21 protein-coding genes and 1 pseudogene are annotated in these 26,517 nt (G+C 73.7%); 8 read left to right on the top strand and 14 right to left on the bottom strand.

Translation table 11 applies throughout. The features are described 5' to 3' along the window. Positions 1-69 precede the first annotated feature (69 nt). The 4 genes from AC0VX6_RS02195 to yicI are packed head-to-tail and all read left to right on the top strand — an operon-like array spanning position 70 to position 5,567. Positions 70-1,329, top strand: a complete 1,260-nt coding sequence (locus AC0VX6_RS02195; RefSeq protein WP_274975993.1) for a sugar ABC transporter substrate-binding protein — start codon at positions 70-72, stop codon at positions 1,327-1,329. Further along, complete coding sequence (locus AC0VX6_RS02190; protein ID WP_274975992.1) at positions 1,326-2,270, top strand: carbohydrate ABC transporter permease; 945 nt, start codon at positions 1,326-1,328, stop codon at positions 2,268-2,270. Before AC0VX6_RS02195 ends, AC0VX6_RS02190 begins: the two co-directional genes overlap by 4 nt. Then, on the top strand, positions 2,267-3,178 hold the full coding sequence (locus AC0VX6_RS02185; RefSeq protein WP_475467295.1) for a carbohydrate ABC transporter permease: 912 nt from the start codon (positions 2,267-2,269) through the stop codon (positions 3,176-3,178). Before AC0VX6_RS02190 ends, AC0VX6_RS02185 begins: the two co-directional genes overlap by 4 nt. A 55-nt stretch (positions 3,179-3,233) precedes the next feature. Further along, positions 3,234-5,567 carry an alpha-xylosidase gene (gene yicI / locus AC0VX6_RS02180; protein ID WP_475467294.1) on the top strand — a complete coding sequence of 778 codons (2,334 nt, stop codon included), beginning with the start codon at positions 3,234-3,236 and terminating at the stop codon, positions 5,565-5,567. Positions 5,568-5,819: 252 nt separating this feature from the next. On the opposite strand, the gene AC0VX6_RS02175 is transcribed toward yicI, so the two are convergent. The 8 genes from AC0VX6_RS02175 to AC0VX6_RS02140 all read right to left on the bottom strand — a co-directional run bounded on the left by AC0VX6_RS02175 (position 5,820) and on the right by AC0VX6_RS02140 (position 14,322). Next, positions 5,820-6,317, bottom strand: coding sequence for a phage antirepressor KilAC domain-containing protein (locus tag AC0VX6_RS02175; RefSeq protein WP_274975989.1), 498 nt, complete (start codon positions 6,315-6,317; stop codon positions 5,820-5,822). Between the two features lie 441 nt (positions 6,318-6,758). Then, on the bottom strand, positions 6,759-7,568 hold the full coding sequence (locus AC0VX6_RS02170) for an ABC transporter permease (RefSeq protein ID WP_475467293.1): 810 nt from the start codon (positions 7,566-7,568) through the stop codon (positions 6,759-6,761). Beyond that, positions 7,568-8,233, bottom strand: coding sequence for an ATP-binding cassette domain-containing protein (locus tag AC0VX6_RS02165; RefSeq protein ID WP_475467292.1), 666 nt, complete (start codon positions 8,231-8,233; stop codon positions 7,568-7,570). Before AC0VX6_RS02165 ends, AC0VX6_RS02170 begins: the two co-directional genes overlap by 1 nt. A 39-nt stretch (positions 8,234-8,272) precedes the next feature. Beyond that, positions 8,273-10,660 (bottom strand): polyprenyl synthetase family protein, encoded by a 2,388-nt coding sequence (locus AC0VX6_RS02160; protein ID WP_475467291.1) that lies wholly within the window; start codon positions 10,658-10,660, stop codon positions 8,273-8,275. Positions 10,661-10,774: 114 nt separating this feature from the next. Then, on the bottom strand, positions 10,775-11,395 hold the full coding sequence (locus AC0VX6_RS02155; RefSeq protein WP_475467290.1) for a response regulator transcription factor: 621 nt from the start codon (positions 11,393-11,395) through the stop codon (positions 10,775-10,777). Beyond that, a complete protein-coding gene (locus AC0VX6_RS02150) occupies positions 11,392-12,630 on the bottom strand; it encodes a sensor histidine kinase (RefSeq protein ID WP_475467289.1) in 1,239 nt (412 codons plus the stop codon). The genes AC0VX6_RS02155 and AC0VX6_RS02150 overlap by 4 nt, the downstream gene beginning before the upstream one ends. 7 nt (positions 12,631-12,637) lie before the next feature. Beyond that, positions 12,638-13,417 (bottom strand): ABC transporter permease, encoded by a 780-nt coding sequence (locus AC0VX6_RS02145; RefSeq protein WP_475467288.1) that lies wholly within the window; start codon positions 13,415-13,417, stop codon positions 12,638-12,640. Then, positions 13,414-14,322 (bottom strand): ABC transporter ATP-binding protein, encoded by a 909-nt coding sequence (locus AC0VX6_RS02140; RefSeq protein ID WP_475467287.1) that lies wholly within the window; start codon positions 14,320-14,322, stop codon positions 13,414-13,416. The genes AC0VX6_RS02145 and AC0VX6_RS02140 overlap by 4 nt, the downstream gene beginning before the upstream one ends. A gap of 706 nt (positions 14,323-15,028) precedes the next feature. Here AC0VX6_RS02140 and AC0VX6_RS02135 point away from each other — a divergent pair. Next, positions 15,029-15,646 carry a globin domain-containing protein gene (locus AC0VX6_RS02135; protein ID WP_475467286.1) on the top strand — a complete coding sequence of 206 codons (618 nt, stop codon included), beginning with the start codon at positions 15,029-15,031 and terminating at the stop codon, positions 15,644-15,646. Between the two features lie 171 nt (positions 15,647-15,817). After that, positions 15,818-16,468 (top strand): pyridoxamine 5'-phosphate oxidase family protein, encoded by a 651-nt coding sequence (locus AC0VX6_RS02130; protein ID WP_274975981.1) that lies wholly within the window; start codon positions 15,818-15,820, stop codon positions 16,466-16,468. Between the two features lie 104 nt (positions 16,469-16,572). On the opposite strand, the gene AC0VX6_RS02125 is transcribed toward AC0VX6_RS02130, so the two are convergent. Both AC0VX6_RS02125 and AC0VX6_RS02120 read right to left on the bottom strand, forming a co-directional pair. After that, complete coding sequence (locus AC0VX6_RS02125; RefSeq protein WP_475467285.1) at positions 16,573-17,778, bottom strand: DUF418 domain-containing protein; 1,206 nt, start codon at positions 17,776-17,778, stop codon at positions 16,573-16,575. Between the two features lie 40 nt (positions 17,779-17,818). Further along, entirely contained in the window at positions 17,819-18,439 is a 621-nt protein-coding gene (locus AC0VX6_RS02120; RefSeq protein WP_274975979.1) for a TetR/AcrR family transcriptional regulator, read from the bottom strand. A gap of 256 nt (positions 18,440-18,695) precedes the next feature. Here AC0VX6_RS02120 and thiD point away from each other — a divergent pair, with 256 nt between their 5' ends. Beyond that, the gene (gene thiD, locus AC0VX6_RS02115) at positions 18,696-19,496 is read left to right on the top strand and encodes a bifunctional hydroxymethylpyrimidine kinase/phosphomethylpyrimidine kinase (protein WP_274975978.1); all 801 of its coding nucleotides are present in this window, start codon (positions 18,696-18,698) and stop codon (positions 19,494-19,496) included. 110 nt (positions 19,497-19,606) lie between these two features. After that, positions 19,607-19,798 carry a CsbD family protein gene (locus tag AC0VX6_RS02110; RefSeq protein WP_013155903.1) on the top strand — a complete coding sequence of 64 codons (192 nt, stop codon included), beginning with the start codon at positions 19,607-19,609 and terminating at the stop codon, positions 19,796-19,798. A 130-nt stretch (positions 19,799-19,928) separates the two neighbouring features. Here AC0VX6_RS02110 and AC0VX6_RS02105 read toward each other — a convergent pair whose 3' ends face one another. The 4 genes and pseudogenes from AC0VX6_RS02105 to AC0VX6_RS02090 all read right to left on the bottom strand — a co-directional run. Further along, the gene (locus AC0VX6_RS02105) at positions 19,929-20,972 is read right to left on the bottom strand and encodes a ferric reductase-like transmembrane domain-containing protein (protein ID WP_274975977.1); all 1,044 of its coding nucleotides are present in this window, start codon (positions 20,970-20,972) and stop codon (positions 19,929-19,931) included. Between the two features lie 167 nt (positions 20,973-21,139). Beyond that, positions 21,140-24,151, bottom strand: coding sequence for a glycoside hydrolase family 2 TIM barrel-domain containing protein (locus tag AC0VX6_RS02100; RefSeq protein ID WP_475467284.1), 3,012 nt, complete (start codon positions 24,149-24,151; stop codon positions 21,140-21,142). Position 24,152: 1 nt separating this feature from the next. Next, on the bottom strand, positions 24,153-26,300 hold the full coding sequence (locus AC0VX6_RS02095) for an alpha-galactosidase (protein WP_475467283.1): 2,148 nt from the start codon (positions 26,298-26,300) through the stop codon (positions 24,153-24,155). After that, positions 26,297-26,512, bottom strand: a pseudogene (locus AC0VX6_RS02090) (carbohydrate ABC transporter permease); the annotation flags it as partial. The gene AC0VX6_RS02095 and the pseudogene AC0VX6_RS02090, both read right to left, overlap by 4 nt. Positions 26,513-26,517 lie beyond the last annotated feature (5 nt).

The raw sequence follows: 26,517 nt of genomic DNA, 5'->3' as shown, positions 1-26,517 counted from the left end.
CCCCGGTGGCGCCAGCCCCCGACGCGACCGGCGCGTTGACAACCGCCCCCGCCGAGAAGGCCCCCCGACATGCACGGACACCCGTACCGAAACCCCCACCGCCAACTACGAACGGCGTCGGCGGCCGCCTGCGCCGCGGCGCTCGCCCTGACCGGAGTCGGCTGCGCGGCCGAACGCGACCCGAGCGTGTACACCATCATGGACTCCAGCACCGACGAGCCCTACCACACCTGGGACCAGGAGGCCATGGACGCCTGCGGGGACCGGGTGGGCGTGGACGTGCGCCACATCAGCGTGCCCGCCGACCAGCTCGTGCCCAAGGCCCTGCGCATGGCCTCCTCCGACTCGCTCCCCGACGTGCTCAACCTCGACGGCTCGGACCTGCCGCAGTTCGCGGCGGCCGGGGGCCTGGTACCGCTGGAGGAACTCGGCATACCCACGGACGGCCTGTCCGAGGGCGCCCTGTCCATCGGCAGCTACGAGGGCGTGTACTACGGCGCCGCCCGGTCGGTGAACTCCCTCGGGCTCTTCTACAACACGGCCGTCCTGGAGGAGGCGGGCATCGACCCGCCCGGGACCTGGGCGGAGCTGGAGGAGGCCGCCGCCGAGCTGACCGGGGGCGAGCGCTACGGCCTGGCGATCAGCGCCCTGGCCACCGAGGACGGCGTCTACCAGTTCCTGCCGTGGCTGTGGTCCAACGGCGGCGACGAGAGGGAGCTGGCCTCGCCGGAGTCGGTGGAGGCGCTGGAGTACGTCACCTCGCTTGTCGAGGCGGGGTCGGTCTCCCCCTCGGTGGTCAACTGGACCCAGGCCGACGTCAACGACCAGTTCATCGCGGGCAACGCGGCCATGATGGTGAACGGCCCCTGGCAGCTGCCGGTCCTGCAGGAGCACCCCGACCTGGAGTGGGCCGTGGCGGAGATCCCCGTGCCCGAGGCCGGGGACACCTCGGTCGCGCCGATCGGCGGAACCACCTTCACCGTGCCGGTCAACGCCGAGGACCCCGACCGCGAACGCGTGGCCGCCGAACTCGTGGCCTGCCTGACCACGGCCGAGGCGCAGCTGGACTGGTCGACCAAGGGCAGCAACGTGCCCGTCGACACCGAGGCGGCCGAGCAGTACCGCGACCTGGTCCCGGAGCTGGCCCCGTTCGTGGACCAGGTGCGCACGGCGCGCAGCCGGACCGAGTACGCCGGCACCGAGTGGAACGCCTACTCCCAGGCCATCGGCACCGCGCTCCAGGCGTCGCTCACCGGCGAGGCGGGTCCGCAGGAGGCCATGGAACGCGCCCAGGCGCGGGTCGAGGCGGAGCTGGAGGCCCGGTCATGACGGTGGCGACAACGACGGAGACCGCGGGGGCGGCGGCCGCGGCGCGCGGGCGCCGGAACCCCTCGAACCAGAACCTCACGAAGTGGCTGTTCGTCGCCCCGGCGCTGCTGTACATGCTGCTGTTCTTCGGGTACCCGCTGGTCCGCAACGTGGTGATGAGCTTCCAGGACTACACCTTCGCCACGTACTTCACGGGGGAGGCGCCGTTCAACGGGCTGGACAACTGGCGGGCGGTCTTCGCCAACGAGCTGTTCGGCGCGTCCCTGTGGCACACCCTGCTGTTCACGCTGGGATCGCTGGCGGGCCAGTTCTGCATCGGCATGGCGCTGGCGGTCTTCTTCAGCCGCCGCTTCCCGCTGTCGGGGATCATGCGGTCCCTGCTCCTGCTGCCGTGGCTGATCCCGATGGTGGTGGCCGGAACCGTCTGGCGCCGGGTCCTGGACCAGGAGACCGGCGTGCTGAACGAGTCGCTCCAGGCGCTCCAGATCACGTCGTCGGCCGTGCCCTGGCTGAGCAGCCCCGACTTCGCGCTGCTGTCGGTGGTGCTGGTCAACATCTGGATCGGCATCCCCTTCAACATGGTGATCCTCTACGGCGGGCTCCAGGAGATCCCCGCGGAGCTGCGCGAGGCGGCTGTGCTCGACGGCGCGGGACCGCTGCGCACCTTCTTCGGGGTGACCCTGCCCCTGCTGCGTCCCGTGGTGACCGTGGTGCTGGTGCTGGGCTTCATGTCGACCGTGAAGATCCTGGACCTGATCCTGGCGCTGACCAACGGCGGTCCGGCGCACTCCACGGAGACCCTGGGCACCCTCACCTACCAGCTGTCCTTCCTCCAGCTCGACTTCGGCCAGGGGGCCGTGGTCGGCAACGTCCTGATCCTCGTCAGCATGGTGTTCGCGGTCATCTACCTGCGCGCCAACCGTGGAGGTGTCACCAGATGAGCGCCGCATCCGAGAGCACCGCCGCCCCCGCAGCGGCGGGCCCGACCCGCGGCGGCGGGGCGCCCGCCGCCGCTCGGCCCCGGCGCCCGCGCATGACGCGCGGGGCGCGGGGCGACGCCGTGAGCGTGGTGTTCGGCGTCCTGGTCCTGGCCGTGCTGCTGTTCCCGCTGTACTGGATGGTCAACACGGCGCTGCAACCGGGCGCCGCGATGGTGGAGCTGCGGTGGTTCCCGCGCACGCTCGACCTCGGCAACTTCCAGCGGGCCTGGGAGTCGCAGGCGGGCAACCTGCTCACCTCGATCCTGGTGGCGCTCGGCGCGGTCGCGGTCTGCCTGGTGGTGGCCACCCCGGCGGCCTACGCCCTGGCCCGGTTCCGGCTGCGCGGCGCGGAGACGGTCGTGTTCGCCACCCTGATCACCCAGATGGTCCCGGGCATCGTCGTGGCCAACGCGCTGTACAACGCCTACGTCGAACTGGACCTGGTCAACTCCTACCTGGGGCTGATCCTGGCCGACGCGTCCCTGGGCATCCCCTTCACGATCGTCCTGCTGCGCGCGTTCATGGTGTCCATCCCCGAGGAGGTGCTGGAGGCCGGGATGCTCGACGGCGGCGGACGCCTGCGCGTGCTGGTCTCGATCGTGCTGCCGATGAGCCGCAACGCGCTGATCACGGGCAGCCTGTTCACCTTCCTGTTCGCGTGGTCGGACTTCCTGTTCGCGCTGACGCTGAACACGACCGACGCGGTCAAGCCCGTGACGCTCGGCATCTACGAGTACATCGGCGCGCACGTCGGCGACTGGGGCGCCGTCATGGCCGTGGCCGTCCTCTCCTCGATCCCCGCGGCGGTGCTCCTCGTCGTCGCGCAGAAATACGTGGCGGCCGGGATCTCCGGGGGGTCGATCAAGTGACCCGCCGCCCGCGCCACCGGCGAACCGAGACCACGACGACAGGGAAGGGACGCCCATGAAGTTCACCGACGGCTTCTGGCAGATGAGGGAGGGCGTGCGCGCCAACCGCGCGCGCGAGGCCCGCGACGTGCGGGTGCGCGACGACCGTTTCACCCTCTACGCCCCGGTGCGCCCGATCGGGCACCGGGGGGACACCCTCAACACACCGCTGATCACGGTGGACTGCTGGTCGCCCGCGCCCGGTGTGATCGGTGTGCGGAGCACGCACCTGGCGGGCTCGGTCCGGCGCGCGCCGGAGTTCGACGTGCGCAGCGCCCCCGGCGCCGCGCCCTCCGTGAAGCGGGACGGTTCCTCGGTGGAGCTGACCAGCGGGGACCTGTCGCTGCGGGTGGCCACCGAGGGCCCCTGGCGGATGGAGTTCCGCGCGGGCGGCGCGGTGCTGACCGGCTCCGACGCCAAGGGCACCGCCTTCATGGAGGACGCGGACGGCTCCCACCACATGCTCGGTCAGCTGTCGCTGGGGATACGCGAGCTGGTGTACGGCATGGGCGAGCGGTTCACGCCGTTCACGCGCAACGGCCAGACCGTGGACATCTGGCAGGCCGACGGCGGCACGAGCAGCGAGCAGGCCTACAAGAACGTGCCGTTCTACCTGACCAACCGGGGCTACGGGGTGTTCGTGGCGCACTCGGGACCGGTGTCGTTCGAGGTCGGCTCGGAGTCGGTGGGCCGCGTGCAGTTCAGCGTGGAGGACCACGCCCTGACCTACTACGTGATCCACGGGGAGAGCCCCAAGGAGATCCTGGCGCGCTACACCGCGCTCACCGGTCGCCCCGCGCTGCCGCCGGAGTGGTCGTTCGGACTGTGGCTGTCCACGTCGTTCACCACCTCCTACGACGAGGGCACGGTCAACCGCTTCATCGACGGCATGGCGGAGCGGGGCGTGCCGCTCAGCGTGTTCCACTTCGACTGCTTCTGGATGCGCGAGTTCCACTGGTGCGACTTCGAGTGGGACCCGGAGCTGTTCCCCGATCCCGTGGGCATGCTCTCCCGGCTCAAGGGGCGCGGGCTGCGGACCTGCGTGTGGATCAACCCCTACATCGCCCAGCGGTCGGCGCTGTTCGAGGAGGGCTCCCGGCTGGGGCACCTGGTCCGGCGGCCGGACGGGACCGTGTGGCAGTGGGACATGTGGCAGGCGGGGATGGCGCTGGTGGACTTCACGTCCGCCGACGCCCGCGCGTGGTACGCCGGGAAGCTCAAGGCCCTGCTCGACATGGGTGTGGACTGCTTCAAGACCGACTTCGGCGAGCGGGTGCCGACCGACGTGGTGTGGTCGGACGGCTCCGACCCGCAGGCGATGCACAACTACTACACGCACCTGTACAACGAGACGGTGTTCGACCTGCTGACGCGCGAGCGCGGTGAGGGCGAGGCCGTCCTGTTCGCGCGCTCGGCCACGGCGGGCGGGCAGAGCTTCCCGGTGCACTGGGGCGGCGACTGCGCCTCGACGTTCGAGGCGATGGCGGAGAGCCTGCGCGGCGGCCTGTCCCTGGGGCTGTCGGGGTTCGGCTTCTGGAGCCACGACATCGGCGGCTTCGAGGGCACACCCGACGCCGCGGTGTTCAAGCGCTGGCTCGCGTTCGGCCTGCTCTCCTCGCACAGCAGGCTGCACGGCAGCCGCTCCTACCGGGTGCCGTGGGACTTCGACGAGGAGTCCACCGAGGTGGCCCGCGTGTTCACCCGGCTCAAGTGCGCGCTCATGCCCTACCTGTTCGGCGCGGCCGTGCAGGCCCACCGGGAGGGGACGCCCGTGATGCGCGCGATGCTGCTGGAGTTCCCCGACGACCCGACCTGCCACCACCTGGACACCCAGTACATGCTGGGCGAGGACCTGCTGGTCGCCCCCGTGCTGAGCGCGGACGGCTCCGTGGAGTACTACGTCCCCGAGGGCGTGTGGACCCACCTGCTCACGGGCGAGACGGTGCGGGGCCCGGCCTGGCGCCGCGAGACCCACGGGTTCGACTCCCTGCCCCTGCTGGTGCGGCCGAACGCGGTCCTGCCGGTCGGGGCGGTGGACGACCGGCCCGACTACGACTACACGGACGGGCTGACCCTGCGCGTGTACGGCGCCGGGGAGGCGGCCCCGGCGTCCACCACGGCCGTGCCGTCCGCGGACGGCACCGCCGCCGCGGTCTTCCGGACCGGGCGTTCGGAGGCCGGGGTCACCGTGGAGGCCGAGGCCGCTCCGGCCCACGGGTGGCGGGTGCTGCTGGTCGGCGCGGGCGGGGCCGAGCCCGACGTTCCCGGCGCGGAGGTCACCGTGACCGGCGAGGGCGCTCTGGTGACGGTCCCGGCGGGTACCGCCCGCGTGGGTCTGCGCCTGTCCTGAGACGGGCCCGGTCCCGGACCGCGTCCGGTCCGGGGCCGGGAGCGCACGGGATGACGAGGGGGCGCGGGCCGACCCTGACCGGCGCCCCTTCGCGGCGGGGAACGCGGGCCCTCCGGCTCGGCGTTCCCGCCGACGGTCCCGGCCGCCCCTTCCTCACCGCCGTCATCCAGCGCGGCGGCGACGGGAACGGCGCCCGCGGGCGGGCGGCAGCGCGTGCCGTCGCCGGTGGACGCGGCGTGTGCCCCGGGGGCCCTACGCCGCCTCGTCCAGAGCCGGGGCGGTGTGTCCGGCCAGCCTCCGGTGCAGGTACCGCAGCCCCTCGGCGGTGACCCGAAGCTGCGGCCGCCCCGGCGTGCGCCTGCCCGTGCGCGGGTGGTCGTAGGACGTGGGCCGCAGGCGCAGATGGCGTTCGTGCCGGGCCTTGGGCACGTCGTCGTCCGGGGAGACCATCCCGCTGTCGCGGATGAAGGAGAACAGGCGGCGCTGTCCGGTGGAGATGGCGGGGTCCCGGTTGAGGACGTGCGCCGCCTCGCGTACGGAGTAGTCCCCGTCGGCCGAGACCAGGACGTTCCAGGCGCGGGCGGCGGACGCGGTCTCCCCAGCCTCGGCGTGCGCCCGCAGGGCCCGGCGCGCGGCGGCGGAGACCTCCCGGCCGAAGCGGTCGAGGGAGGCGAGCGCCTCCGGGGTCATCGCGCCGAGGTCGGCGTCGGCCAGGACCTCGTCGTACGGCATGTGTTCGATGTGCTGCACCGCTCCTCCCCACGGCCTCCGCTCCCGCCCCGCTGTCCCGGGCACCGGAGCGGCGTTGCGGCGGGCCCTCACCACCTGCCCGCACTCCTGTTGTGTATTCCAACGCGGACGCGCCGCGTGGTATTCCCGGAAAACGCTCCGGCGGACCTGACGGGAAGAGGGTCGGAGCAGGCCGCGGAGCAGGCCGGACCGCCTGACCACACGGGCTTGGCGCGTTCTCGAAGTGCGGTCCGGGAAAACGTTTCCGACCGCCCCGGGGACGGAATCCGCACCGCCGAGAAAACCTTCTTCCGAAGTTTTCCAGGTGGCGCCGAAAAAGGTTTCCCACCTTTTCCGGAGCGCGTGGACTCACCGGCCCGGGGCGGGCCCACGGCGCGGCGCACCGGGGGCCGTCTCCGCGCCGCGCCGCCGTCCGGGGTCCGGCGGGCGCGGCGCCGTCGCTCAGCCCGCGCGGACCGGGCGCGACCGGAGGGCGCGCGGGCGGACGAAGGCCCGGCGGCGGTCCCGGGTGCGCAGGCGGAAGGCCACCCCCGACACCGCCACCGCGGCCAGGAACCACGCGGGCCCCAGCAGCAGGTACGGGAGCGGCACCGTGTCCTGGAAGCCCGCCGCGACCCCGGTCTGCATGGGGCCGTAGCCGGGCAGGTAGCGCACGACGTCGCTGTCCGAGGACGGGTTGGACACCGGGTTCTGCAACCCCATGTCGATGATGGACAGCATGACGATGCAGAACATGCCCTCCAGTTCCCCCCGGAGCAGGGCCGCCAGCATCACCCCGATCCCGCCGAAGGCCAGCGCGGCCCCCATCAGGGAGAGCCACAGCATGAACGGCTGCTCGGGAACCCAGTACCAGCAGATCACCGCCACCGCGTAGGCGCAGACCAGCGCCGATGCCGTGACCAGCGCCGTGAGCTTGGCCGCGAGCAGGTGCAGGCGCGGGTACCCGGCCATCGCCAGCCGCTGGTCGAACCCGAAGGAGCGGTAGGTGACGATGAACATCATGAACCCGACGATCAGCGTGACGGCGTTGACGGCGCCGGAGATCTTGCTGACGTGGTTGCCGTGCACGGTGACGGTCTCGCCGGTGGCGCGCAGGAGGAACCGCACGTCGGCCTCGGCGATCACCAGGGAGACCAGGGTGATCCAGGTGGGGATGAAGAGCACCACCAGGACCAGCGCCAGCCGGTTGCGCAGGTGCTCCAGCAGGGCCATGCGGGTGGCGGTGGCGTAACGGGTCCGGGCGCGGCGCATCACCGGCCCCCCGCCGCCGCGGGGGCCTGGGGGACCGGCGGGGCCGCCCCCTCCACCAGGCGTCCGCCCTCCAGCCGCCACAGGCGGTCGAAGCGCACCGTGTCGAAGGCGATGTGGGAGACCACGAGCACGGAGCGCCCCCGGTCGCGCAGGTCGGCCGCCAGCCGCCAGAACCGCTCGTAGGTGTCCCAGTCGAACCCCTGGTAGGGCTCGTCCAGGAGCAGCAGGTGCGGGTCGTGCATCAGCGCGAGGGTGAGGTTGAGCTTCTGCAGGGTGCCGCCGCTGAGCGTGGAGACCCGGTGGCCGAGGTACTCGGCGAACCCGAGGACGTCGAGGAGTTCGCGGGCGCGGGACAGGTCGGGCAGGTCGTGCGCGACCTGGAAGAGGCGCAGGTGCTGGGCGACGGTGAAGGCCGGGTTGAGCACCGTGTGCTGGGGGCAGTAGCCCAGGCTGCCGGGGTGGTCCACGGTGCCGCGGTCGGGGGCGAGGACGCCCGAGAGGATGCGCAGCAGGGTGGACTTGCCGGAGCCGTTCTCCCCGACCAGTCCGGCCAGGCAGGCCCCGGGGAGTTCGAGTTCGGCGCCGCGCAGCACGTGGTGGCGGCCGTAGGACTTGTGGACGCCGCGGACCCGCAGCGCGGGCGTGGGGGTGGGTGCGTGTGTCATCGGTCTGCTCACTCGTGAGGAGGGGGTCGGGGGGGGCCGCTACTCGCGTTCCCGGCGGGCGGCGTAGGCGCCGAGGGCGCCCATCATGACGGAGGTCCACGTGCAGGGCACCAGGTCCCGCAGGGGCTTCCACGTCCGCTCGACCAGGTCCTGGGCCTCCCCGGTGCAGGCGGCGACCGCGCCGCACTCCTCCAGGGACGCCGCGGCGGCGGCCACGGTCGCCTCGTCGGCGTCTCCGTCGCGCACCGAGTACCAGAGCTCGCGCGTCCGGCGGGGCGGCAGCAGGGCCACCGCGTGGGCCAGCGGCATCGTGACCTTGCCCGCGCGCAGGTCCTCGGCGGTGTGCTTGGTCGCCGAGCGCCCGCCGCCCTCGGCGGGCGCGGTGAGGCCGCGCAGGTCCATGACGTCGTCGGAGATCTGGTAGGCCAGTCCCACGGCGTCGAAGTACTCGCCCAGCGCCCGGAACTGCTCCTCACGGGCACCGGCGACGAGCGCGCCGATCTCGGCCAGCCCCCGCACGGGTGCCGCGGTCTTGAGCCAGTGGCCCGAGCGCACGCGCCGCAGGAGCGCCTCGGCGTCGCCGGTCTCCACGGCCTCGTCCATCGCGGCCCGGTGGCCCGCGATGTCGATCGCCTGGCCGCCGTGTCCGGCCCGCAGCGCACGGAGGTAGATCTGGTAGACGCGCAGCCTCAGGGCGTCGTCGTCGGGCAGGACCCGGTTCAGGACGCGGTCCAGCGCGAAGTAGGCCGCCGTCCCGGCGTTGACGACGACCGCGTCGCCGAAGACGACGTGGGCGGCCGGTCGGCCCCGCCGCAGCGGTGATCGGTCCTCGACGTCGTCGATCATGAGGCAGCCGGTGTGCAGCAGTTCGGCGGCGGCCACCAGGGGCCGGTAGGGCTCGCTGTCGACGCCGAACAGCTCGATGGCCGCCATCGAGACGTAGGAGCGCCAGCTCCTGCCCAGGCCCGCGGTGGCGTGCCGGACCGGGCCCACGAGCGACGCGTGCAGGTCCTCCAGCACCGCGCCGTCGAGCCGTTCGGGACGGTGCTCGGTCCCGGCCAGCTCCGCCAGGGAGCGCGCGTCCGGCTCCGCCGGGTAGAGGCTGTCGATCTCCTGGCGGGTGATCGCGCGGACGCGGGTGACGTGGCGCTCGAAGTCCTCGATCCGGGTGTCGGGGAAGACCTCCCACAGTCCGTGGCCGCGGACCGGGCGGCCCCCCATCGTGCCCTCGGCGTCGGCGTGGGCCTCCAGCCTCCCGGAGGGGGCGGTGACCGAGGCCGCCTCCTGGCGCGGGAACCACGCCGTGGCCCGGAGCCGCAGGTCCAGGAGCGGGATCTCCACGTCGCAGGCCGTGGGATAGGTGTTGAGGGTGGCCAGGGAGGTCCAAGGGCTCAGGCCGCGCAGGGTCGCGGGCGCCTCGACGCGCTCCCCGACCGGGGAGGACAGCACGGCCGTCGCCTCACACGCGGTCGGGGTTTCGTCTGGGGTGTCGGCCCCGCCGGTGCGGTGGACGGTCAGCTCCCACCCGTTGTCCAGGCGGACGCGGGCACGGGACCAGGGGGCGTCGCGGCCGTCCCGCGCCGGGAGGAGGTCCCCGCCGGACGCGCGCTCGTGCCAGCCCCGGCCCGCGACCCGCACGGAGCGGTCCCGCAGGCGGAGGACGCCGGCGGCCTCCAGGCTCACGGCCTCCGGGCCGAAGGCTTCCGGGATCGCGGATTCCAGGCCAGGGGCGTCCGGGTGCGTGGCCTCCGGCTCCGCGACCCCCGGGTCCCGGGACTCCCGATCGGGGGCCGTGGAGCCGTGGGCGGTGCGGGCGAGGGACGTGTCGGCGTGCCCGCTCGGGCGGCCGCCGTCCCCGGACGCGCTGTCCCCGGCCGGGGACAGCCGCAGCCGGAAACCGGACTCCTCCCCCCGCGCCTCGACGAGGAAACCGCCGCGCCCGTCCCCGCGCACATACGCCACGCCCCCGGCGTCCAGGTCCAGGGACTCCTCCCGCCACAGCGCCGCGCGCGGGAGCAGGCGGTCGGGTTCCGGCAGGCGCCCCTGGGAGAGGGCGTCGAGGAGCGCCCGGCGCATCCGCGGGTCGGTGACCCGGTCGGCGCCGACGAGGGCGCGGACCGCGTCGACGCACCCCTGGTCCATCCACGACTCGCCGCCGTGCGCGCGTGCGCGCCGGTCGGCCACGTACCAGACCGCCTGGTGGGCTTCCGGAACCCCGGCCGCCGCCCCGCCGAGGCGGGCGAAGGAGAACACCAGGCCGTACTCGTCCGCGCCGTCGACCAGGCGGAACGCGAACCACAGCCGTTCGGGCCCGCCCCGCGGGTCAGGCGCGTCCGGCTCGGCACCGGGTGGCGCCGTTCCCCCTCCCCGCCGCCCCTCGGAACCGTCCCGTGTCCCCGGGTCCCCGCCATGTCCCCACGCGTCCATCGCGCCCACTTCCCGCTCGTACGGCCCGGGGCCACCGCCCCGGGCGCGAACGGAGAGTATCTGACTAATCACCCAACGGGGTAACCGGAGGCGGGGGCGGTCCGGGGAGCGGGGCTACCCGAGGAGGCCCCGCCGGTAGGCCTCGGCGACCGCCGCGGCCCGGTCCCGCACGCCGAGCTTGTTGTACACGTGCTGGAGGTGGGTCTTGATGCTCGCCTCGCTGATGAACAGCCGCGCCGCCGCGGCCCGGTTGGACGCGCCGTCCGCGACGAGCCCCAGCACCTGCAGCTCACGGTCGCTCAGACTCTGACCGGCGGGTCTGCGGACCTGCCCCATGAGGTGCCGGACCGCGGTCGGCGCCAGGACCGACTCCCCCCGGTGCACCGCGCGCACCCCGCGCAGGAGTTCGTCGGGGGAGGCGTCCTTGAGCAGGTAGCCGGTGGCCCCGGCCTCGATCGCCGGGAGCACGTCGCTCTCGCTGTCGAAGGTCGTGAGGACGAGGACGCGCACGTCCGGCCGCTCCCGGGACAGGACGGCGATCGCACCGACACCGGACAGGACCGGCATGCCCAGGTCCATCAGCACCACGTCCACGGCCAGCCGTCCGACCAGTTCGACCGCCTCGCGGCCGTTGGCGGCCTCACCGACCACCTCGATGTCGTCCTGCGCGGTGAAGGCCCCGCGCAGGCCGTCGCGCACGACCGGGTGGTCGTCGGCGATCAGGACCCGGATCACGCCGCCCCCACCGGAATCGCGGGCACCGTGGCGCTGACGGCGGTGCCCTCCCCCTCGCCGCTCTCGATCTCCACCGCTCCCCCGATCCCGCGGACGCGCTGGCGCATGCTCCTGAGCCCGAACCCGTGCTGGCTGTGTCCCGTGATGCCCCTGCCGTCGTCGCGCACGTCGAGCAGGACGACGTCGTCGGAGTAGGACAGGGTCACGCCCACGCGCGAGGCGTCGGCGTGCCTGGCGACGTTGGTGAGCGCCTCCTGGGCCACCCGGAAGAGGACCACCTCGATCGCCGGGCTCAGGGCGACCCGTTCGCCGGTGACGTCGAGGTCGGGGCGGATGCCGTGCTCCTCCGCCCAGCGGCGGGTGAGTTCGCCCAGGGCCTCGGGCAGCTGGCTCTCCACCAGCTGCCCGGGCCGCAGGGCCTGCACGGAGCGCCGCGCCTCGGTCAGGCTCTCCCGTGCCAGGCCGAGCGCGCGGTCCGCGTGCGGACGCGCCGCCCCGGGGTCCTCCCAGACCCGCTGCGCCGCCTGGATCTGCGTCACGATCCCGGCGAGCCCCTGGGCCAGGGTGTCGTGGATCTCCCGCGCCATCCGCTGGCGCTCGTCCAGCACCCCGGCCTCCCGGGCCTGGGTGAGCAGCTGCGCGTGCAGCCCGGCGTTCTCCTCCAGGGCCGCCTCCAGCCTGGCCACCGTCACCCGGCGCTCCCGGTGCTGCTCGGCCGCCTTGGACGCGATCACGAGCCCTCCGCCGACGGCCACGGTCTGGATGGTGATCACGCCGACGTAGACGAACAGGTGCTCCAGGAAGGGCCGCTCCGTGCCCGTTCCGGGGAACCCCATCGTGTTCGTGTACAGCGCGACCGCGGTGGCCGCGATCCCGACGAGGGTCAGCCGCCGGGGCAGCGCCATCGCGCGGAAGAACAGCGAGACCGTGAACATCATGAACAGGGTGGCGTGCGCCATCAGCGCCGAGGACAGCGCGAGGAGCCCCGCGAAGTGGATCCCGGCGAACAGCGGGCGGCCGTCCCGCCACGGCGGCGCGTACCCGAGGAGCACCCAGGCGGCGGTGAGCGCGGTCAGGCCGACGGTGACCGCGTGCCCGGTCCAGTCCGGCACGGGCCGGGACAGGACCAGCGCCGCCGAGGGCAGCAGCAGGACCCAGGGAGCGGCGGCGAGGAACCCGCCCCACCACCGGTCCCAGTCCCGCACGGCGTCCGCCCCGGTGCTCCGTCGGCTCATCCGCCGCTCACTCCCATCGGAACAGTCGGGCCGCCAGCACTGCGGCCGCCACGGCGATCCCCGCCATTATCGCCAGTCGGACGAGTTGCGGCAGCCCCGCGTCCCCGGCGCCGCCCGACCAGCTCTCCAGCAGGAGCTGGGCGCCGGGGGGCGTGAACTCCCCCATCCGCGCCAGGAGGTCGGGGAGGACGTTCTGCGGCAGGAAGACGCCGCCCAGGAGCAGCAGGAGCATGTACAGCGTCATCGACAGGCCGTTGGCCGCGCCCGCGCTGGGCGCCACGGCGGCGATGAGGACACCCAGCGCGATGAGCGAGGCGGTCCCGACGGTGAACACGGCGGTGAACAGCAGCGGCCGGCTCGGCGGTTCGACGTCCAGGACCAGCCAGGAGGACAGCAGCAGGAGCGCTGCGGAGACGGCCGCCGCGGCGAAGACCACGATGATCTGCGCGGTCAGGAGCATCCCGGGGTGCATCGGCGTGGTCGACATCCGGCGCAGGACGCCCCGCTCCCGGTAGGCGGCCAGGGTGGTCGGCAGGTGCTGGACGCACAGGATCCCCATGCCGAGGATCAGGGCCATGGGAGCCCAGGTGTCGACGAAGCGCAGGCCGCCGAACTCCGGGGAGGGCTCCCGCAGCGTCGGCAGGGCGCCGAGCCCGAGCAGGAGCGCGGTGGGCAGCAGGATGCCGACGCTGATCGCCACGGGCTCGCGCGTCAGCAGCCGGGCCTCGGTCACGGTGACGCGCAGCAGAGTGGACACGGGGGCTCTCCTCGTGCTGTCGGTGCTCATGATTCGAGGGCTCTTCCGGTCAGGGCGACGAACGCGTCGTCCAGGCTGGAGCGCTCCACGCGCAGGTCCTCGGCGACGACGTGCTCGCGGGCCAGGACGGAGGTCACGGCGTGGAGCAGGTTGCCCCGCCCCGCCACCCGGACCTGGCGTCCCCTGCGGTGCGCGGAGACCACCTCGGGCCGCGCGGTGAGCAGCTGCTCGTCGAACTCGGGGGGCGCCCGGAAGGTCACCTGCTGCTCCGGGCTGGCCCGCGTGACGAGCCCGTCCGGGGTGTCCAGGGCGGCGACGCGGCCCGAGTCGATCAGCGCGAGCCGGTCGCAGAGCCGCTCGGCCTCGTCCATGAAGTGGGTGACGAGCACGACCGTGACCCCGGAGTCGCGCACGTCCTCGATGAGGTCCCAGGTGTCCCTGCGCGCCTGGGGGTCCAGTCCCGTGGTCAGCTCGTCGAGGATGGTCACCGCGGGTCGGCCCACGAGGGCCAGGGCGATGGACACCCTCTGCTTCTGTCCCCCGGACAGCCTGCGGTACTGGGTGTCGCGCTTGTCGGCGATGCCCAGCCGCTCCATGAGCTCACCGGTGTCGGCCGGGGAGCGGTAGAAGGAGGCGTAGAGGTCGAGGGCCTCCCCGACCCTCAGCCGGTCGGGCAGCCGCGCCTCCTGGAGCTGGATACCGAGGCGCTGGCGGATCGCGTCCCGCTCCCGCCCCGGGTCCCGGCCGAGCACGGTGATCGTCCCCGCGTCGGTGGGGCGCATCCCCGCGACGCACTCGACGGTGGTGGTCTTCCCGGCCCCGTTGGAGCCGAGGATCCCGAAGATCTCGCCCTCCTCGACGGAGAAGGACACGTCGTCGACGACGACCTTCTCCCCGTAGCGCTTGTGCAGGTTCCTGACGTCGATGATCGGCATGTCCCGAGCATCGCCCGCGGCGGGTGCGCCGCGGATCGCCCGCACGGCCACGGGATCGGTGGATCGCGGGGTCAACCGATCGGTTGACGCGCCGCCTCCGGACGGTACACGGAGGCCGTCTGTCACACGAAGGACGAAAGTTATCCCAGAGAACTGAGGTAGCACTGTGGCCTCATGCGCTACCAGAGGGTAATATCCTCAAACGTCGACATTTCTGTTACATTGCCACAACAGACACAGTAAAGGGGGTAGCGAACGTTGAAACGGTCATCGCTCACCCCTCACGTGGCATTTGGTGCCATCCGAACCTCGGATGAGTACTGAATCCGGAAGAAGACGAGGCAGCGATGAGGGTTCCCGACACCCCCGCCACTGCCGAAGGAGCGCTACGCCCGTTCCCTTCGTCCCAGCCCGCGCACACGGCCCCGTCAGGAGCGCCGGAGGCTGGGAGGACCCGAAGGGCGGGACCGGCCGCCGGGTCGGCCCACCCGTTCCCCCGGGACTCCGCCGGGCCAGCGGTGAGCTGAGGCCCTCCCGCGCGCGTCCGGCCGTCCGGTTCCGCGCGCACCGAGCCCGCACGCGTCCCCCGGTCGGCGAACCGGCGGGGAACGCGTGTCCGCACCCCCGGCCTGACTACGCTCCGTCACCACGGTGGTACGTGCGTCTCCGTGGCACAGCCCTTTCCGCGACCCGATTGGAGGCTTCCTTGTCTCCCCGCTCCATCGAAGAGGTACCGCTCCCCGCCCCCGCCGTCATCGAGGCGGTACGGCAGTCGTGCTCCGCGTTACCGCCCGGCTCCACCCGTCTGGCCGACCGCTTCTACCAGAACCTGTTCGAGATGGCGCCCGCCGTCCGCGACATGTTCCCCGCGAACATGCAGACGCAGAAGGAGCGCATGGCCTTCGCCCTGCTGGAGGTCGTCCGCTACCTCGACGAGCCCGAGGAGGTCGCCGGGTACCTGAGGCAGCTGGGCGCCCAGCACAAGCGGGACATGGACATCAAGCCCGAGCACTACCCCTTCGTGGGCCGCGCCCTGGTGCGCGCGGTCAGCGAGGTCTCGCCCACCTGGTCCTCCTCCATGAGCTCGGCCTGGATCGTGGTCTACGAGTGGATCACCGCCAACATGCTCGCGGGGGCGCGCGAGGCCGAGGGCGGGTCGGGTGGGTCCCGGACGGCCGGGAACGGCGGGTCCGGGACGGCCGGGCACGGCAGGACCGCCGCCTCCCCGCCCGGGGAGCGCCCGGCGCCGCCCGCGTCACCCCGGTCCGACCCCTCCGCCGAGGCGTCGTCCCCCCACCTGCGGGCCGACGCCCCGACACGCTGACCCGCGCCGCGGCGCGGTGGCCGGAACCCGAAGGCACCGGGTGACGCCCCGGCGCACCGGGCGACGCGTCCGCACTCCCCTTCTTCCCGACACCCCTTCCTCCCCGACAGCAGCGGCCCCTGCGTCCCTGACTATTCACACCAGCCCCACCAGCCCCATCGAGAGGCAGTGATGCGCGAGACCTCCCCACGGCACGTTCCCGGCAGCGAGGGTGAGCACCGCGTCCAGGCGCTGAACGGCACGAGCGAACGCGCCGAACGCTTCTACCGAGACCAGATGCTCGACCACCTGAACCCGCTCATGCGCGAGTTCGTCGCCCGGCAGGAGATGATGTTCATCGCCACCTCCGACCGGCGCGGCGAGTGCGACTCCAGCTTCCGCGCGGGACCGCCCGGCTTCGTCCACGTGATCGACGAGCACACCCTGACCTACCCCGAGTTCCGGGGCAACGGCGTCTTCGCCAGCGCGGGCAACATCCTGGAGAACCCGCACGTGGGCCTGATGTTCCTGGACTTCAGCCACGACCGCATCGGACTGCACGTCAACGGCCGGGCGTCCCTGCTGGAGGACGTGGAGCTGCGGCGCCACGTCCGCGGTCTGCCCGAGCCCGAGGTCCCGGGGCAGAAGGCGGTGCTGTGGACGGTGGTGCACGTGGAGGAGGCCTACATCCACTGCCGCAAGCACATCCCGCACCTGCGCAAGGTCGGCCGCGACGAGGCCTGGGGCACCGACGACACCCTGCGCAAGGGCGGCGACTTCTTCGGGTCCAAGGACACCCCCACGCGGTGGAACACTCCCCAGGCACCCGTCTACCAGATCTGACCGGGTCGGCCCCGCACGCCGCCCGGCGCTTCCGGCACCGGGCCGTCCGCCCGCGGCGGACACGGCGTGCGGGGCCCTCGGCGGGGCCCCGTGTCGCGGGGCGCTCAGCGGCGTTCGGGCACCCGCGCCAGCACCGCCTTCTGCAACGCCTCCAGCGGCCCCGCCCGGAAGCGGCGCAGCCAGAGCGTCGACACGGTCATGAGCAGGGCGCACACCGACGCCCACAGGCCCATCACCCACCACGGGCCGGTGTCGGCCAGGCGGGCGGCCAGCCCCAGGCCGAAGCCGTAGCAGACCAGCACGCAGACGACGTTCTGCGCGACGTAGCCGCTCATCGCCATCCGCCCCAGGGAGGACACGGCGGTGATCCCCCGTCCGGCGGGGTTCGCCCGGTCCACGACCCAGCCGACCGCGCCGACCAGGCCGAGCGCCACGACGGGCGCGGCGGCGTAGCGGTCCAGCATGAACAGGTCGGGTCCGGCCAGGGACGTGGCCAGGTTGACCGGCAGCCCGATCCCCAGGCCCCAGGCGAGCAGACGGCCCCGGATCCGGCGGCCGGTGTCGTCGCCGCCGAAGGCCCCGGCGCGGAAGAGCCGCACCCCCAGCAGGAACATGAACACCATCAGGGCGAAGGTGATGACCGGTTCGGCCCGGAACAGCAGCGCGTTGTCGAGCCGGAAGGCGACCTGCTCCAGGTAACCGCCCTCGGCGTACAGCTCCACGGCCTCGGGCGGGACCTCGGCGCCCTGCGGGTCCGGTTCGGACAGGAGCGCGGCCGTGACCAGGCCGACGAAGGCCAGATGGAGGGCGGCGCACGTCCACATCACGGCGTTCTGCGCCCGTTCCGACCGGGTGAGCAGCCAGGCCACCACGATCGAGGCCGCCGCGTAGCCCATGAGCACGTCCGCGGCGAAGACCAGCGTGAAGTGCACGAGCCCCTCGGCGAACAGGAACAGTGCGCGCCACTTGTAGGGGCCGGGCCAGCGCCCGCCGCGTCTGGCCGCGGAGCGGAACTGGATGGCCAGGCCCACGCCGAAGAGCAGGGTGAGCAGGGCCAGGAACTTGCCGTTGGCGGCGAAGGCGAACAGGCCCTGCGCCAGGGTCGCCGCCGACGGGTCCTCGCGGAAGGCCGCCATCGGGCCGATCGCGTCCGGGACGAAGATGATGCCCGCCTCGGCGCCCGGTGCGGCGAACAGCCACACGTTGGTGCCCAGGGTGCCCATGATGGCGACGCCGCGCAGGACGTCGAGCAGGGGCAGCCGGGCGGCCGGGCGGGCCGGAGCCGTGCTCTGCGGTGTCGTGCTGGTCATACCGGCCCCCTCGGGCTCCGGTTCGTACGGGTTCACGGCTTCACGGGCTCTCGGGGGCGGGGAAGAGCCGGTCCAGGTGGGCGGCGAGCGCGGCGCGGACCGCGCTCTCGGAGAAGGCGTCGCCGCCGGTGACGAGGTGGTGCACGGTCAGGCCGTCCACGAGGGCGACGAGCCCGGCGGCCTCGGCCGCCGTGTCCGTGCCGGGCCGGAGCTCGCCCCGGCGCACCGCCTCGTCCATCGCCTGCGTGAACACGCCCACCAGGTCGGCGGTGGTGTCCTTGTGCAGCCGCGACATCTCCGGGTCGGTCATCGTGGTCGGCAGGAACTCCAGCCACACGGTCAGTTCGGCGCGGCGTTCGTCGTCGAGCGGCAGCAGGGTCCGCGCCGCGCGGGAGATCCAGTCGCGGGCCGAGGCGATCGGCGGACCGTCGGTGTGCACCGCCGTCAGCCGGTCGGCGCCCTGCCCGTAGAGGTACTCCACGCCGAAGCGCAGCAGTTGCGACTTGGTGCGGAAGTAGCGCTGCACCAGGCCGACCGAGACGCCCGCCCGGTCGGCGACGTCGGCGAGGGTGGTCCGCGCCAGTCCCCGCTCCCCCACCGTGCTCAGGAGCGCGCGGGCGACCTGCCGCCTGCGCTCCTCGTGGTCCGCTGTTCGTGCCATGGAAAAATAATACGGTAATATTTTTCTGCCGTCCAGGCCCCGGGGCGGATCCGGCCGGGCGCGGCGGCGAGCGGCCCCGCCGCCCTTCGGCGCGCCCGCTCCCCCGGCCGCGGTCCGCGGGCGGGGCGTCGTGGACGGAGCGCCGCGACCTGGGGGAACGTCCGGCCTGTCCGCTGTGGTGCAATTGTTCGGGGGTTCGCGGGCAGGTGGGGGCCGCGGACTCCGCAACAGCACACCGAGACGAGGGGGTTCCCCGATGACCAACCGCGCGTACGTGATCGCAGGGTCGGAGGCCACCGGCGGCGCCGGTATCCAGGCCGACCTCAAGGCCTTCCAGGAGCTGGGCGTCTACGGCATGGGGACGATCACCTGCATCGTGTCCTTCGACCCGGAGAACGGCTGGGGCCACCGCTTCGTCCCCGTGGCCCCCGAGGTGATCGCCGACCAGATCGAGGCGGCCACCTCCTGCCACGACCTGGACGTGGTCAAGATCGGGATGCTGGGCACCCCGGACACCATCGACGTGGTCGCCGAGGGGCTCCGGCGCCAGCCGTGGCGGCACGTGGTCCTGGACCCCGTGCTGATCTGCAAGGGCCAGGAGCCGGGCGCGGCCCTGGACACCGACAAGGCGCTCACCGCGCAGATCCTGCCGCTGGCCACCGTCATCACGCCCAACCTCTTCGAGGCGCGCACCCTCGCGGGGATGGAGGCGCTGGAGACGGTGGACGACCTGGTCGAGGCCGCCCACCGCATCCACGAGCTGGGGCCGCGGCACGTCATCGTCAAGGGCGGCGTGGAGCTGCCGGGCCCGGACGCGGTGGACGTGTACTTCGACGGCGAGGAGACGACCGTCCTGAGCGCCCCCAAGATCGGGAACGCCAGGGTGAGCGGCGCGGGCTGCACCTTCGCCGCCGCGATCACCGCCGAGCTGGCCAAGGGCGGCGACGTGGGACCGGCGACCGACGTGGCCAAGGAGATGGTGCGCCGGGGCATCAGCGGCCGGGTGGGCACGCACGCCCCGTTCGACTCGGTGGCCACGATCTCCCCGGGAGCCTAGGCGACACCCCCCTTGTCCTCTTTGTCGGATTTTTTACCGTGAGCACGGTTCGCACCCCCGCCCGGCGGTCAGGTCTGCCCACAGGAGCGAGAACCGAGTGGGAGGCGCATATGTCCGCGGGCGACCAGGCCAGGAACAAGGCCGACGAGTTGAAGGGCAAGGCCAAGGAGAAGCTCGGCGAGGCCACGGACAACCAGCAGTGGCAGGCCGAGGGCAAGGCCGAGAAGAACACCTCGAAGTTCAAGCAGGCGGGCGAGAAGGCCAAGGACGCCCTGACCCGGGACGACAAGCCCGGCAGGTAGGGGTCCCGCGCGATCCCGGGCGGGGAGGCACCGGTGGGTGCCTCCCCGCCCGCGTGTGCGCGCCCGTCCGACCCCCTGGCGTGCGGACGGACGAGCCGTCACGCTTCCCCCGTCCGCGTGCCCGCCCGCCTCACCCCCGCGCTGGGCGCCCGCGCAGCGCGAGGACGACCGCGCCGATCACCGTGAGCAGGAGGGCGAGCCCGCCCCAGACCATGCTCTGGGTCACCAGCATCTCCCCGCTCCCGGCCCCCGGCGTCCTGCCCCCGTCGCGACCGGTGACGGTCACGGCGAGCAGGACGACGACGGCGGCCGCGACGCCCAGACGCGCACCCGCGCGGGCGAGCCCCCCGAGCCTGCGCCCTCGCGCGAGGTCGTCCCGGGTGAGGCGCTCGTCCGCGCGCAGCGGCGCCAGGAGCCGGGCCAGCAGCAGCAGGGCCACGGGGAGCTGGAGCGCCCACACCGCCGTGCGGAACCAGCCGTCGAACCACACGTTCGTTCCGTAGAGCAGGGTGTGCCACACGCTGAGCGCGTAGACGACGATGACGAAGCGGTGCAGGGCCCGCCACACGCGCGTCCCGGTCCAGGAGCGCACGTAGTAGGCGAGGCCGAGCGGGATCGCCAGGTAGAGGGCGATGAGGCCGATGAGGATGGCGACCTGCCCGGTTCCGGAGGAGTAGCCGCCGGGCACGAAGGTGTCCACGAACGCGGAGGACAGGCGCCCGCCCCAGCCCAGTCCGTCCTCGTTGTCCCGGACGAGTTCGAGGAAGAACGCGAGGGCGTGCGCGAACATGAGCCCGATGGTGGTCAGGCTCATGACGCGGTGCCAGCGTTCGATCCGGGCGTGGGAGACCGGTGCCCCGGGCAGGGGGGCGGTCGAGCGGAGCAGGCCGAGCATGACGGTGATCCAGGCCCAGAGCAGCCCGGACCAGCCGAAGGCCTGGCACAGCCAGTACAGCCAGTACTCGTCGGCGTCGGCGAGGAAGGGCATGACCACGAGGGTCTGCGAGGTGCCCGCCTCGACGCGGGAGTAGAGGAGGACGAAGAGGGCGAAGGTGACGGCGAGGGCCGCGGCGGTGTCGGGTACCAGACGGCGCAGGTCGGCGCGTAGGGATCTGCGGTCGAGGCGTGGGGCTCCCCGGGCGGGGGAGGCGGCGGGTCCGGTCGGCTCTGCCATGTGCGGAACCCCTTTCGTTGTGGGGGTTCCATCGCAGCAGGGCCCCGGAGCCGCGGCCACCCCTCCTCCGCGGATTCCCGACCCCGGACGCGGGGCTCCCCGGCGGCGGTCGCGGCGGTGGTGCCGCCCGGGACCGCCGCCGCGCGCGGCGACCGCCGCCGGGGGCCTCAGCCCAGCGGGGCCAGGGCGATCCGGAGCCGGTGGCTCCCGGCCGTCAGGCGGTGGGCGGGAAGCACGCCGGGGCCGCACGAGGCCGAGCCGACGCCCTGGTGCGCCTGGTCCAGGTGCAGGTGGACCCGGTCGCCGGGGACCAGTTCGTGCGGGTGGTCGGCCGCGTCGAGCGCCGCCGTGTCCCAGCGGCGCGCGGTGAAGTCGAACACCGGGTCGCCCTCCACCCGCAGGCCCGTCCCGTCCGCCGCCCGCAGGACGAGCCACCTGGCGTCCGTGCGGTTGCCGTTCTCCTGGGGCCGCAGGTAGGGCGTCTGGAGGCCGTCGACCGTGCTGGAGAAGCGGCCGACCCGCGCGGCCTGGGACACGTCCCGGTAGGCCTCCCCGGGTCCGCGGCCGAACCACTCCGCCTCGCCCAGGGTCGCGGGCAGGCCGACGTGCACGCCGAAGCGCGGCAGCGGGCAGGGCCACTCCCCCTCCGCCTCGGCCTCCACGGTCAGGAGCAGGCGCTCCCCGTCGGCGGCCCACCGGTAGTCGGCGCGCATGCCGAACTCCTGCGCCGCCGGGGCCAGCCGCGTCCGGACCACGAACGCGCCGTCCTCCCAGCCGGTGGACAGCAGGCGCTCGGTGAGCCGGTGCAGCCCCGCCGCCCGCCAGGGGACGGCGACGGAGTCCCCGTGCCGGGCCACGTCGTTGTCGGTCGGGGCGCGCCACAGGTCCACGACCGGCGCGTCCACGGGCAGGCCGCCGACGGAGAGCAGCGCGCCGGTCCCCGCGTCCAGCAGACCCGGGCCGATCCGCACGACGCCGTCCTGCCCGGCGGACGGCGGAGGCGGGGCGGACCCGCTCCCCGCGGCGGACGGCGGAGGCGGGGCGGACCCGCTCCCCGCGGCGGACGGCGCGAGCACAGCGGCCCCCTCCGCCACCGCCCGCGCGCCCGGTTCCCCCGGCGCTGCCGCGCCCCGCTCCCCGGAAGCTCCCACCTCGGCCTGTCCCCAGGCCAGCTCGTGCCCGGCCGGGGCCCAGGGCTGGTCCCCGGCCAGCCGGACGGACACGGTCAGCCAGGTCTCCCCGGACGGCTCGGGCAACGCGGGCAGCGCCGCCTCGGCGCTCTCCCCCGCGGCGAGCACGGGCACGTCCAGGGCGCCCTCCCCCAGCAGGGTGCCCTCCCCCTCGACCCGCCAGACGAAGGCCAGGCCGGAGGTGTCCCGGAAGTCCCAGGTGTTGGTGACGCGGACGGTACCGGCGGCCGGGTCGGGGGCCACGCGGACCGGCTCGACGGTCTTGGCGTAGGCCTCCAGCCCGGGGCTGGGCGTGCGGTCGGGCAGCAGCAGGCCGTCCGCGACGAAGTTGCCGTCGTGCAGCGCCTCACCGAAGTCGCCGCCGTAGGCGAACCACTCGGTGCCGTCCGGCTCGCGGCGGCGGACCCCGTGGTCGATCCACTCCCAGACGAACCCGCCCTGGCAGCGCTCGTGCTCCTCGAAGAGCCGCTGGTACTCCTCCAGCCCGCCGGGGCCGGTGCCCATGGCGTGCCCGTACTCGCACAGGACGAACGGCAGTCCGCGCCGGTGCCCGTCAGCGGCCGGGTCGGCGGTCGGCGCCTCCTCCCGGCGGCCGACGGCGTCCACCTCATCGTGCGGCGCGTACATGCGCGAGTACACGTCCACGTAGGAACTGTCGCGGTCCCCCTCGTAGTGGACCGGCCGGGAGGGGTCGTGCGCGCGGGTCCACTCCGCCATGGCCCGCAGGTTCTCCCCGGTTCCGGCCTCGTTGCCCAGGGACCACAGGACGACGCTGGGGTGGTTGCGGTCGCGCGCGACGGTGCGGCGCATCCGGTCCAGGTAGGCCCCGCGCCAGCGCGGGTCGTCGGAGGGGTTGCCGCGCCAGCCGACCTCCTCGAACCCGTGGGTCACCAGGTCGCACTCGTCCACGACCCACAGGCCCAGCTCGTCGCACAGGTCGAGGAAGTCCGGGTGGGGCGGGTAGTGGCTGGTGCGCACGGCGTTGACGTTGTGCCGCTTCATCAGCAGCACGTCCTCGCGCATGGTCTCCCGGGGCACGGCGCGGCCGTGGTCGGGGTGCCACTCGTGGCGGTTCACGCCCCGCAGCAGCAGGGGGCGGCCGTTGACCCGCAGGAGACCGCCGGAGACCTCCACGGTCCGGAAACCCGTCCGCGTCCGGACCCGCTCCCCAGGTGTGCGCACCTCCAGGTCGTACAGGCGGGGTTCCTCCGCCGACCACGGCTCGACCGCGCCGACCCCGTGGTCCACACCGGCGGCTGCGTCCACCAGCCCCAGTTCGGGAACGCTGACCAGGGCGTCGGCGGCTCCGGCCACGTCCACGCGCAGGGTCCCCGTGCCCGTGGTGTGGTCGTAGGCGGCGCTCACCGCGAGGTCGCCGACCCCGTCGGCGGGCCGGGCGAGGAGGGTGACGTCACGGAAGATCCCCGACAGCCACCACATGTCCTGGTCCTCCAGGTAGCTGGCCGCCGACCACTGGTGGACGCGCACCGCCAGGGTGTTGCTCCCCGGGCGCAGCAGGTGGCCGACCTCGAACTCGGCGGTCAGGCGGCTCCCGGTGGAGAAGCCCAGCTCGGTGCCGTTCAGCCACACCCGGAAGCAGGAGTCCACCCCGTCGAAGCGCAGGACCGCCGACCCCTCGGGCCACTCCCCGGGCAGGTCGAAGACGCGCCGGTGGTCGCCGGTCGGGTTGTCGTCGGGCACGTACGGGGGGTCGATCGGGAAGGGGTAGGAGATGTTGGTGTAGGCGGGGGCGCCGTGGCCGTGCATCTGCCAGTGGGCGGGCACCGGCAGCTCGGACCAGCCGGAGTCGTCGTGGCCGGACTCCTCGAACCCGTCGGTGTCGGCCGGCGCGCGGTCGAGCAGCCGGAACCGCCACGTGCCGTTGAGGTCCAGGGACGGGGCGTCGGAGGAGAAGCGGGCGCGGGGCGCGAGGGCCCCCTCGGAGGGCGCGAAGGCCTCCAGGTAGGCGGGCTTGCGGATGGCGGGCACGTCAGGCCTCCCTCAGGTGCAGGAGCAGGGCTTGGGACGGGTTGAGGTTGGGCAGCTGCACGCCCGAGCGGGTGAGCACCGCCCCCGACACGGCGGCCCCGCCGTCGGCGAACCACTCCGGGAGCACGCGCTGCATGGTCGAGGGGGTGCCCGCCTCCGGTCGCCACGTCAGGCGGTAGACGCGGTCCTCGCGCAGGCCGGGCAGCCGGACCCGCCCCGGCAGGGCGCGGACGGAGGTGGCCAGCCGTGCGTAGCGGAACACCGCCTCGCTCCCGTCCGGGGCGACCACGCCGTCGAGCTGCTCGGCGGGGTCGGGCGCGTCGGCGTGCACGGCCTCTCCCGAGTGCAGCAGCGGGCGCAGTTCCTTGTACAGCGCGATCCAGGAGGCCAGCGCGGTCAGCTCGTCTTCGGTGCAGCGGGTGACGTCCCACTCGATCCCGGCGTGGGACAGCAGGCTGGTCAGGCAGCGGAAGGACAGGTCGGCGTCGCGGCCGGTGGTGTGCGCGGTGCGCCCGCCGACGTGGCTGCCGACCAGTTCGGGCGGCAGCAGCAGGGAGGTCCACCGCTGGACGGCCAGCCGCTCCAGGGGGTCGTTGGTGTCGGAGGCCCACACGCGGTCGGTGCGCTCCAGGATCCCCAGGTCCACTCGGCCCCCGCCGGAGGAGCACGACTCGATCTCCAGGCCGGGGTGCCCGGCGCGCAGCCGGTCCAGCAGCGCGTAGACGGCCAGGGTCTGGCGGTGCGTACCGGCGGCGCCGGTGGGGGCGTGCACGGGTTCGAGCAGGTCGCGGTTGTGGTCCCACTTGAGGTAGTCGGGACGGTACTCGGTGACCAGCGCGTCCAGGTGCTCGAACACGTACCGGAAGGCCTCGGGGCGGGACAGGTCCAGGAGCTGCTGGTGGCGGCTGGGCGGGGCCGGGCGCCCCTCGGCGGTAAGGAACCAGTCGGGGTGGGCGCGGGCCAGGTCGGAGTCGGGGTTGACCATCTCCGGCTCCACCCACAGCCCGACCTGCATGCCCAGGGAGCGCACGTGGTCGAAGAGCGGGTGCAGGCCCTCGGGCCACACCCCGGTGTCCACGGTCCAGTCCCCGAGTCCGGCGGTGTCGTCGCGGCGGCCCCGGAACCAGCCGTCGTCCAGCACGAACCGCTCCACGCCGATCCGCGCGGCGGTGTCGGCGAGCCGCGTGAGAGTGGTCAGGTCGTGGTCGAAGTAGACGGCCTCCCAGGTGTTGAGCACCACCGGACGCGGGGTGCGGGGGTGGCCCGGCCGGGCGCGCAGCCAGCGGTGGATCCGCGCGGACATCCCGTCCAGGCCCCGGTCGGACCAGGAGAGGAACACCCACGGGGTGGAGTAGGAGTCGCCCCGGTCCAGGCGCACCTCGCCGGGGTGGAGCAGTTCGCCGCCCGCGAGCACGGCGTCGGCCTGCCCGGCGCCCTCGGGCAGGCGTTCGGCCAGGTGGACGTGGTCGCCGCTCCAGGCGGTGTGCACGCCCCACACCTCGCCGTGGCGGAACCCGAACCCGGGGGTCCCGGCGGCCAGGACCAGCGCGGCGTCGTGCCCGGTCCGGCCCCGGCGCGAGGCGCGCAGGCGGGTGCCCGTGGTGAGTTCCTGGCGCTGGGGGGAGCGCTCGCGGCACCAGCGGCCGGTCAGGTCCAGGACCTCGCCCGCCTCGCGGGGCAGGGGCAGGGTGACCCGCAGGGCGTCCAGGGTCCACGGCGCCGCGTCGGTGTTGGTGACCGTGTTGCGGGCGCGGACCAGTCCGGAGGCCTCCATGCGCAGCTCGCAGCGCAGCGCGACCCCCGCGGCCTCGGCCAGGACCGTGAGGGCGCCGCCCGCACCGGGGGCGGCGTCCTCCAGCGGGTCCACCAGGACCTCGCGCACGGTCCAGTCGGGGAAGGTCGCCCGGCCCTCGTGGTGCCCGGAGATCCCGGGGTGGCCGCGCCAGCCCTCCCCCTGGACGGGCACCAGGGACAGCCGCTGGGGCTCGTCGACGTCGTTGTGCGCGGCGGAGGGCGCCGCGGCCGCGGCCAGCCCCTCGGAGTCGGGCAGGTCGGCGCCCCAGTGCAGGACGTGCGGGAGTCCGGTCTCGGGCACGGCGAGGACCAGGGCGGCCCCCGCCGCGCGCAGGCTGACGGTGTGGTGGGTCATCCCTTGCTCGCTCCCAGGGTGAGTCCGGCGACGAAGTGGCGTTGCAGCGCGAAGAACACGACGAGCGTGGGCAGGGCGACGATGATCGACCCGGCCGAGAGCAGGTTGTAGTCGACGAAGAAGGCGCTCTGGAGGTTCTGGAGGGCGGTCGTGATGGGCAGCTTGTCCCCGCTGGACAGCAGCGCCGGCGCCCAGAAGAAGTCGTTTTGGAGTGCTC

The sequence above is a fragment of the Nocardiopsis sp. iso_25 genome (genome assembly GCF_056173305.1).
Note: the sequence above shows the minus strand (reverse complement) of the source record. Positions and strands in the feature narration are given on the sequence as shown.

Excerpts from the sequence above, each read along its gene's own strand:
- AC0VX6_RS02195 (WP_274975993.1), top strand. The coding sequence starts at position 70 with ATGCACGGACACCCGTACCGAAACCCCCACCGCCAACTACGAACGGCG.
- AC0VX6_RS02190 (WP_274975992.1), top strand. The coding sequence starts at position 1,326 with ATGACGGTGGCGACAACGACGGAGACCGCGGGGGCGGCGGCCGCGGCG.
- AC0VX6_RS02185 (WP_475467295.1), top strand. The coding sequence starts at position 2,267 with ATGAGCGCCGCATCCGAGAGCACCGCCGCCCCCGCAGCGGCGGGCCCG.
- yicI (WP_475467294.1), top strand. The coding sequence starts at position 3,234 with ATGAAGTTCACCGACGGCTTCTGGCAGATGAGGGAGGGCGTGCGCGCC.
- AC0VX6_RS02170 (WP_475467293.1), bottom strand. The coding sequence starts at position 7,568 with ATGCGCCGCGCCCGGACCCGTTACGCCACCGCCACCCGCATGGCCCTG.
- AC0VX6_RS02165 (WP_475467292.1), bottom strand. The coding sequence starts at position 8,233 with ATGACACACGCACCCACCCCCACGCCCGCGCTGCGGGTCCGCGGCGTC.
- AC0VX6_RS02160 (WP_475467291.1), bottom strand. The coding sequence starts at position 10,660 with ATGGACGCGTGGGGACATGGCGGGGACCCGGGGACACGGGACGGTTCC.
- AC0VX6_RS02150 (WP_475467289.1), bottom strand. The coding sequence starts at position 12,630 with ATGAGCCGACGGAGCACCGGGGCGGACGCCGTGCGGGACTGGGACCGG.
- AC0VX6_RS02145 (WP_475467288.1), bottom strand. The coding sequence starts at position 13,417 with ATGAGCACCGACAGCACGAGGAGAGCCCCCGTGTCCACTCTGCTGCGC.
- AC0VX6_RS02140 (WP_475467287.1), bottom strand. The coding sequence starts at position 14,322 with ATGCCGATCATCGACGTCAGGAACCTGCACAAGCGCTACGGGGAGAAG.
- AC0VX6_RS02130 (WP_274975981.1), top strand. The coding sequence starts at position 15,818 with ATGCGCGAGACCTCCCCACGGCACGTTCCCGGCAGCGAGGGTGAGCAC.
- AC0VX6_RS02125 (WP_475467285.1), bottom strand. The coding sequence starts at position 17,778 with ATGACCAGCACGACACCGCAGAGCACGGCTCCGGCCCGCCCGGCCGCC.
- AC0VX6_RS02120 (WP_274975979.1), bottom strand. The coding sequence starts at position 18,439 with ATGGCACGAACAGCGGACCACGAGGAGCGCAGGCGGCAGGTCGCCCGC.
- thiD (WP_274975978.1), top strand. The coding sequence starts at position 18,696 with ATGACCAACCGCGCGTACGTGATCGCAGGGTCGGAGGCCACCGGCGGC.
- AC0VX6_RS02110 (WP_013155903.1), top strand. The coding sequence starts at position 19,607 with ATGTCCGCGGGCGACCAGGCCAGGAACAAGGCCGACGAGTTGAAGGGC.
- AC0VX6_RS02105 (WP_274975977.1), bottom strand. The coding sequence starts at position 20,972 with ATGGCAGAGCCGACCGGACCCGCCGCCTCCCCCGCCCGGGGAGCCCCA.
- AC0VX6_RS02095 (WP_475467283.1), bottom strand. The coding sequence starts at position 26,300 with ATGACCCACCACACCGTCAGCCTGCGCGCGGCGGGGGCCGCCCTGGTC.